The sequence below is a fragment of the Bartonella sp. PS7NMGDW genome (assembly GCF_042193585.1).
GTDB lineage: Bacteria > Pseudomonadota > Alphaproteobacteria > Rhizobiales > Rhizobiaceae > Bartonella > Bartonella grahamii.
On sequence record NZ_JBHILX010000030.1, the window covers coordinates 1 to 6,852 of the forward strand.

General features: G+C 38.6%; 6 protein-coding genes and 6 pseudogenes. 3 read left to right on the forward strand and 9 right to left on the reverse strand.

Features of this window, described 5'->3' with window-relative positions; all coding sequences use genetic code 11:
- Together ACFIKJ_RS08380 and ACFIKJ_RS08385 are read right to left on the reverse strand one after the other, a co-directional pair.
- A pseudogene (locus tag ACFIKJ_RS08380) lies at window positions 1-265 on the reverse strand (phage tail protein); the annotation flags it as partial.
- A gap of 18 nt (window positions 266-283) precedes the next feature.
- Window positions 284-385 (reverse strand): annotated as a pseudogene (locus ACFIKJ_RS08385) (phage antirepressor Ant); the annotation flags it as partial.
- Window positions 386-769: 384 nt separating this feature from the next.
- Between ACFIKJ_RS08385 and ACFIKJ_RS08390 the strand changes: the two are divergent.
- Window positions 770-1,855, forward strand: coding sequence for a hypothetical protein (locus tag ACFIKJ_RS08390; RefSeq protein ID WP_375670473.1), 1,086 nt, complete (start codon window positions 770-772; stop codon window positions 1,853-1,855).
- 3 nt (window positions 1,856-1,858) lie between these two features.
- On the opposite strand, the gene ACFIKJ_RS08395 is transcribed toward ACFIKJ_RS08390, so the two are convergent.
- The 4 genes and pseudogenes from ACFIKJ_RS08395 to ACFIKJ_RS08410 form a co-directional block, all read right to left on the reverse strand.
- Window positions 1,859-2,239, reverse strand: a complete 381-nt coding sequence (locus ACFIKJ_RS08395; RefSeq protein WP_375627474.1) for a hypothetical protein — start codon at window positions 2,237-2,239, stop codon at window positions 1,859-1,861.
- A 1-nt stretch (window position 2,240) separates the two neighbouring features.
- Complete coding sequence (locus ACFIKJ_RS08400) at window positions 2,241-3,320, reverse strand: major capsid protein (protein WP_375670474.1); 1,080 nt, start codon at window positions 3,318-3,320, stop codon at window positions 2,241-2,243.
- A gap of 12 nt (window positions 3,321-3,332) precedes the next feature.
- Window positions 3,333-3,491: pseudogene (locus ACFIKJ_RS08405) on the reverse strand (head decoration protein); the annotation flags it as partial.
- Window positions 3,492-3,533: 42 nt separating this feature from the next.
- Window positions 3,534-4,102: pseudogene (locus ACFIKJ_RS08410) on the reverse strand (hypothetical protein).
- Window positions 4,103-4,305: 203 nt separating this feature from the next.
- On the opposite strand from ACFIKJ_RS08410, the gene ACFIKJ_RS08415 reads away from it, so the two are divergent.
- Together ACFIKJ_RS08415 and ACFIKJ_RS08420 are read left to right on the forward strand one after the other, a co-directional pair.
- The gene (locus ACFIKJ_RS08415; RefSeq protein WP_375670476.1) at window positions 4,306-4,503 is read left to right on the forward strand and encodes a type II toxin-antitoxin system RelB/DinJ family antitoxin; all 198 of its coding nucleotides are present in this window, start codon (window positions 4,306-4,308) and stop codon (window positions 4,501-4,503) included.
- The gene (locus ACFIKJ_RS08420) at window positions 4,490-4,771 is read left to right on the forward strand and encodes a type II toxin-antitoxin system YafQ family toxin (RefSeq protein ID WP_375627477.1); all 282 of its coding nucleotides are present in this window, start codon (window positions 4,490-4,492) and stop codon (window positions 4,769-4,771) included. Before ACFIKJ_RS08415 ends, ACFIKJ_RS08420 begins: the two co-directional genes overlap by 14 nt.
- A gap of 46 nt (window positions 4,772-4,817) precedes the next feature.
- On the opposite strand, the gene ACFIKJ_RS08425 is transcribed toward ACFIKJ_RS08420, so the two are convergent.
- The 3 genes and pseudogenes from ACFIKJ_RS08425 to ACFIKJ_RS08435 form a co-directional block, all read right to left on the reverse strand.
- A complete protein-coding gene (locus tag ACFIKJ_RS08425; protein ID WP_375670475.1) occupies window positions 4,818-5,096 on the reverse strand; it encodes a hypothetical protein in 279 nt (92 codons plus the stop codon).
- Window positions 5,093-5,820: pseudogene (locus ACFIKJ_RS08430) on the reverse strand (antA/AntB antirepressor family protein). Before ACFIKJ_RS08430 ends, ACFIKJ_RS08425 begins: the two are co-directional and overlap by 4 nt.
- A gap of 578 nt (window positions 5,821-6,398) precedes the next feature.
- Window positions 6,399-6,767 (reverse strand): annotated as a pseudogene (locus tag ACFIKJ_RS08435) (hypothetical protein); the annotation flags it as partial.
- Window positions 6,768-6,852 lie beyond the last annotated feature (85 nt).

Consider the following 6,852-nt stretch of genomic DNA (forward strand, 5'->3'; position numbering starts at 1 on the left):
TGTCCTGTTTCAACGGCTCCTGTATTAAAACCACTCTTGCGTTTTTCAGGTGGGGTATTTGTAACCACTACTGTATCAACCATTTTTTTTTGCACGTGCATTGGTTTCATCGGTAAAGGTTTTAATCGTCTCCGTTGAAGTTTTGTTGATTGAAACATTAAAGCCTAGCTTTTCTTTCATCCAAATTAGGCATCTAGCTGGTTAATTTGCTTATCATGCCGCTAAACCATTCGGACAGGGCTTGCCACTTGCTTTTGATGCCGTCTCACAAGCTACCAATGAGATCGGATTTTATCTCCAAAAATGCATGCAACTCACGAGCATTTACCGTTTGAACGGTATCCTGCTCAATAATTTGTTCTTTAATTTCTATAAGGGTATTCATAAAGGACTCCTAGTTTTTAGACGTTTCTTAATGACACTCTAAAAGAGCTCTGGGTGCTAAGAAACATGGGCAACTAGCTCGTCCGTTACATTTTCCCCGTAAAAGGGTCTTGTATAGTGTAACTACATCTTACAAAGTCATTATATGGGTGTAACATACAATGAGTCAAAACTCTAATTGGCGAAGAAGATATTGTTCCAGCAATCCGTTCGCTCATTGCTTTAAAGTGTTTTTTAGGTACCTGATTCGATTATTCATATCGCTGTAATAATGTCACGCAGTAATATCACTTTTTTCTAAAATTATAAGCACATCTTTACTTTATTTGTCGACTCACTTTAAATTTTTCGGCTTAGTTTTTTATTTATAGTGAAGGGGAAAATAATGCTCAATACGCTTGATACAATTGCGGTGATCGTATGCTTGTTATTATTCCCAGTGATGTTTGTCGGACTTGTTTTAGTGTGTATAAAAAAATGGCGGAAAAACGGATTGAAAACTCTTGGTATTGGAGTTTTATTATTTCTCGGCTCTGCAATATTAGGTGCGTTTTTTTTTCACAAACTCGAACCAGATCAAGTTACATACAATAATGAAATTTTTTCCTCCTCCTCGACTTTATTAACATATGTTGCTACTCAAAATGAAAGCGTGAAACATGTACTACCTGAGAATACTGATAAGCAAAGTATCCATGTTCAAGACAAAAAGTCAGACGAAAATGATGGTCTAGGTTTTTGGGGATGGTTCAGGTTAATTTTCTTTGCATGTATTGCTTTGTCTATTTTTGTTCATTGGCAAGATAAACGCAAAAAACGTTTTAAAGAAAAAGTTTCAGAGCAGGTTTTAATACCTCCCCCCCATATCCACCCTTCTTCTGATTTATCAGTTGTTAATAAAATGTCGCCGGAACTTGAAAAAAAGCGGTTAGAAAAGAGGGTACAGATCTTTCTCCTTTGTGTTCTGTTGAGTGGAGGCATTGTGGTAACAGTAACTATTACACCATGGTTATTACTACCCATTCTTATTGTTTTAATTTTTGTTATTATTGCCTATCGTGAGGCGAAAAAGGAAAAAAACTTTGAGCAAGAAGTTGCTTTGTGGCAATCAGATATTCCTCCCTCTAATTTTGAGGAAGCATGTGAAATGTTTCAAGAACTTGACGCAAGTGAATATGATTATCGTTTAGCAAAAAATGAAAAACTGTTGGGAGTTCAAGAACGCGTTACCTTCAATATTGGCGAAAAGACTCCAGCTTTAGGACGTCTTTTAGTAACAAACCAAGCTATTGTATTTGTAAGCCCTGAAGATAATGAAAGGACTACTTGGGCAGGAATTGCATCAGTCACTATAACATACCAAAGATGTCACATCAGTCACCGTACTGGCTCACCATGGAGTTACCGATTTAGTGCCATTCCAAATCCAAGGTTTGTAGCAGTAATTCGGGCTCTTGGGCAGCCTTATTAATTTTTAAACACACAAGATAAAGATACGTCCATTTTTTATCTCCCGCAAGATAAGCTTATACATACTAGATTCTGAGGCTTGGACATCTGTGACAGTGAAGTGCTCTTGAGAAGAGGGCGCTTTGCTGTTTTCAGGAGAGAGGACCACAATACTATCTTGAGGTTTTGGTGGTAAACCCCCGATGTCATTGATACAAAGATCAAGTTCCTTTCTTGGAATTGTGGTGGGGATTCTGCCACCGGCGTCCGATTCTGAATGCTTAATGCCGTAAATCGCTGTAATCCGAAAAGATTGCTGGTTGTCTTTTCGCGTGTAGATGATGGGCTGCCCAAAAGTGTTGCGCACATCTTTAACCATTTGGTTTAGCAGCCCGTGCCATCGCATGTTATTTCGCTCCAATCACTGCTTTAAACAGCATTTCTGGGCGTGTACAAATGTAAAAAAGCGGATAGCTATAGACCTCCGGTTTTACCCATGCATTACGGTCGTGGTCGACGATTAGCATCGTGTAGAGAGGTTTTCCAACGGTGTTAGCAAAATCCAAGCTTTCCCCTGGTGCAAAGGTTTTTTGGAATACACCAGGTGCATCAACAGGAAAGAATTGACATTCATCAGGCTTAATTCCTATGGCGCGTTTGGTTCCAGCCTTTGCACTTACATTATAGTTGTGAATACTCCGGTAATCAATAAAGGTTACACCCGCAAAGTCAAAACTGCCAAAGCTCCCCGAGCCAAGAGCGCTTGGTGTTGCAACACCTCCAGCGCTATTGAGTGTCTGTGCTAAGGCTGTGTTTAAATAGGTCTCACGAATTGTTTTATGGTTTTTCAACTTGGAAAAGAATTCATTTCCACAAAGACCAATAATCCGTGAACGATCAGAAAATGCTCCTTTTGAAGCCTCAATCATCCTCATAATGACTTGGTCAACATGGTCAGCAACATTGGTTGTCTCATTATTCAGTTTAAAGTCAATGGGCTTTGGTGGTGTGATTTCCCATTCTTTGTACCAATCGACAATCACGGAGCCATCAGCATCAAGAACCACCCCTTGAACGGCGCCGAGTTGCATATTCTCCCATGTCAATTCAATTTCAGAAATCAGTTTCTTTTGTTTTCTGGCAATATATTTCATTGCTGTCTCTAACTGATCTTCTGTCCCAAATTCACGACGGTTCTGGATTTCTTCTGATTTCACCGTATCACTTTTGGCAATCCGTGTTGTTTTGAAAAACCGAAGATTACGACCCTCTCTATCACCTTCTGCCAAAGGTGCGCCACGTTCACTGGTTTGAATAAGCGAAAATGTATTATCACGCCGTTCAATACCAACCACTGTGGTGCTTGTTTCCACTTCCTCAAAAAGATCAAGAGAACTAATAAGCCCCGGTTGAAACTCATAGTTTTCGATGGCTTTCATCATTGTGATGCTTGAGAAAGCATCATGTTTAAAAAAGTTCATATCCATGTGCGCATTCTCCTATCGCAATAGAATGTTGTTTTTGTCTTCTAAAGACTGAATGGCTGCTTTCTTTTGCTCATCCGTGATGGCATCTGGCCATAGCAGTTCAGAAGCTTTTACTGTGCATAAGCGTGCTGTAATCACGGCGCGTTGATCTGCTTCAGACGGTCTGGTTGTCGTGCGTCATTGGCATTGGCGAAAAATTCTTCGACTGTATTTTCATCCATTATTCGTTTCTTGCAAGTTCTCTAACTCTGGAGAATGAGGATCATGAAAGGTACTGGAATATTAACCCCCTCAAGCAAAGCTGTGCCCATGTAATAATCAATAACACCAATAAGGCTGGCGGCATCACATCCAACTTGTGCAGCAATGCTTGCAGCAAAACGATGAGGAAAATTCAACATGGCATCACGGTGTACTCTTCCAAACTCACGCGCTGCCTTTTTCATTTCTTCTCGATCAACGGTTGTTTCGCGTAAGCGTTCAAGGGCAATCTTTTCGCTTTCAAGCGCAACTTGCATTCGCTCCAGTTTTATCTTGTATTCATTGGCATCCTCTGTAGAGGTTTGTTTGATATTTGTTCGCGGTTGTCCATCAGGCGCTAAAAATTGGGTAGGGTGCTTGTTGGATTTGCTTGTTGCAACGGCTTCATTGACAGAACCATCTTCAAAAAGAGCCGCATCAAATTTGCCTGTCTTTATCCGAGAAACCACTGCATTATGTGAAACACGCATCTTTTTTGCAAACGCACGAACCGATATCCCCTCACGATGCTTCTTATTCATAGTTTCGCCTTGCCTTGATTTCCTTCCCATATTGAGAAATGGGGTTTTCGGCGTATCAGATAAGCCAAATATTTTGCGGTTGAAATTAAACTCCACTTGTATTGCACTGGAATACAGTTACAAGAGGAGAGATCATTATGGCAGCTAGTCGTATGCTTTAGGCGTGTGTACCAGAAGAAATTCAAAATATCGCTAATCAAGTTATTCAAGCTTCAGGTTTATCAGTAAGTGATGTTGTGAGAGTGTTGATGACGCGTATTGCACAAGATAAATCTATTCCGTTCTTCTTGTTTCAACCCAATGCGGAAACCATAGCGGCTTTTACGGAATTAGATGAAGGCAACTTAAAAAAGTTTCATTCCGTAGACGAATTATTTGATGATCTATATGTGGACGATTGAACGCACCACTATCTTCAAATGTGATTTCAAGCGTGAAATGAAGGGATGGTATCGGCATCTTTTAGATATTGATTTGCGCCAAATCATTGCAGCATTAGCAAATGACCAGCCTTTAGAACCTCGATATCATGATCATGCATTGACTGGGAATTGGAGCAATTATCGAGATTGTCATATTCGACCTGACTTAGTGTTGATTTATCGCTTGATTGCTCAAGATCGATTGGTTTTAGTATGTCTTGGCTCCCATTCAAAACTTGATCTTTAAACCACCTCCCCATTTTGAGAACGGGAAGGGGAGTTGTGTTTTTAAGTTAAGCAGCTTTTACAACAGGACTTTCCAAAGTAGGAGCATAAGCTTGCAATAACGGATTCATGCTATGCGGTAGTTCTGAAGTTCCAAAACCTGTAAGAACTGCAAGAATCTTTGTAATATTCGGCACCTCATCTTGAAGTTCTAAAATCAAAGCTTTTTCTACTATGCCCATGATGTCGACCAGAGCACTACAATTTTTGTTATCTACATATTCACAATTAACAAAGTGAAACAACGTTATCCATAAATCGCATAAAAAATTGGTATCTACCTTCATTGCACACCCCCAAAGATTTGTTCTCTCAAATATGCTAATCCTTTTGGTGTAATTTTTGTTGAAGGCAGTACCTTTTCTGTAGCATTAGGTCTTTGAATAGTGATAGCAGGATAATCCATAAATCCTTTCTTGATTTTATCCTGATAGGGTATAATGGATTACTTGGAACACGGCGATACACCCAATCATGTTTACGCAAGTAATCTGTTAAGTCCTTTGGTCGTACTTCAAGGATTTTTCCCCTTCAATAAGACTGAACAAACCATCAGAAGATTTTAAGCTCTCAAGCGCGTCTGCTTTGGATGCTAATTCTGCAATGATGCTATCTTTCTGTTCGATTTGATTTTGTAGTTGAATCAAGATGCCAAGTAATGCTTCGGGCTTGGAGTAATCGATTTGCGGTGTCGCTACTTGTTTTGCAAGCTTTTCACATTCGATAAAATACTCTTTTGGTTAATGACCTTTATCATTACGCTCGATCATTGAAGGTGTTTTGCCATGCCTAATGTATTGTGGTATTTTACGCTAGGCAATCTTTTTCTAAATTTTTAGAAAAAACTATAAAATCTATATTTTCTCGAAATTTGCATTCTATAATACGATTTTTAATCCAGTCTGCAAATTTTGATGTAATTTCCAAAAATTCATGCAAATCACGAGCATTGACGGTTTGAACAGCTTCTCTATCAATAACCATTTCTTTAATTTCTATAAGAGTGTTCATAGTGAAATCCTATCGATTAAGGTTCCTTATTGACATTCCAGAAGAATGCTGAGCGCTAAGAAACACGGTCGATAATCCGTCGTTACGCTTGGCCCATAAAGAGTATTGTATAGCGTAACTACACCCGACAAATCCATTATATGCATGTAGCATATAATGAGTCAAAGTCTCTAATGTGCGGAGAAGAGATTGTGTCGGTAATCTATCCGCTATCGATTTAAGGTGTTTCTTAGGCACCTGATTCAAAAATATACATTGACGCAATAATGTCGAGAATAAAAATAATTTCCATCTCAAAATAATTATATACTGTACAGTGTGCATATTGAAATAATTATTTATCAATGAGTTAAGTGTACAATGTACAGTTAATTTGAAAATTCTGTCGCTAGCGATAGTTTACGCAGCCTGCCCCGTAACGAAGCTAATTCGCTGGGAAGTATCTTTTATATTGATTTTATTGACTTTTTTATAAAAAAAACAAAGCATAAGTGATAATTTGTTTTTAAAATTGCAATCAAAGTGTGTAATGCATAAACTTATAAGGATATGGGATAGGTAGATAAAGCTTGAGAACATTATTTAGCTTTCTTATTAGCACCGTATTCTTGACGTTTAAGTTGTCTCTGTATGTTTTTAGTTAATCTTTCACTGGCATATTGTGCGATAGAATTTGTGATTTCTGGTTTGGACATCACTCCAGCAATTGATGATCCTTCTTGTTTTGCAATGGGGAATTTACCTCCGTCTACTCTTTGAAAAACATTACTCTTCATCTTTTTAAAATCAACACGCTTTGGAAAACTCCTACCCTTGATAAAACCATGAGGCAAGATTTCTTTTTTCCAAACATTGTGTAAGTTACGCCGCGTTTTGTTTTTTTTCTTGAAAAAATTAAGAGGTATCGGTGTTCCAGAACCAATGATATCTGTCTCGAGAAGTTTTGCTTTATAGCGGCTTTAGCCAAGGCATTTCACCTTGGCAAGCAAAGCGAACGGCAAAAGCAAACAGAGAATGCTTTAAAGACAGCAA

Bases quoted from the DNA above. Each gene is read 5' to 3' on its own strand.
- ACFIKJ_RS08390 (WP_375670473.1), top strand. From the start codon at position 770: ATGCTCAATACGCTTGATACAATTGCGGTGATCGTATGCTTGTTATTA.
- ACFIKJ_RS08395 (WP_375627474.1), bottom strand. From the start codon at position 2,239: ATGCGATGGCACGGGCTGCTAAACCAAATGGTTAAAGATGTGCGCAAC.
- ACFIKJ_RS08400 (WP_375670474.1), bottom strand. From the start codon at position 3,320: ATGGATATGAACTTTTTTAAACATGATGCTTTCTCAAGCATCACAATG.
- ACFIKJ_RS08420 (WP_375627477.1), top strand. From the start codon at position 4,490: ATGTGGACGATTGAACGCACCACTATCTTCAAATGTGATTTCAAGCGT.
- ACFIKJ_RS08425 (WP_375670475.1), bottom strand. From the start codon at position 5,096: ATGAAGGTAGATACCAATTTTTTATGCGATTTATGGATAACGTTGTTT.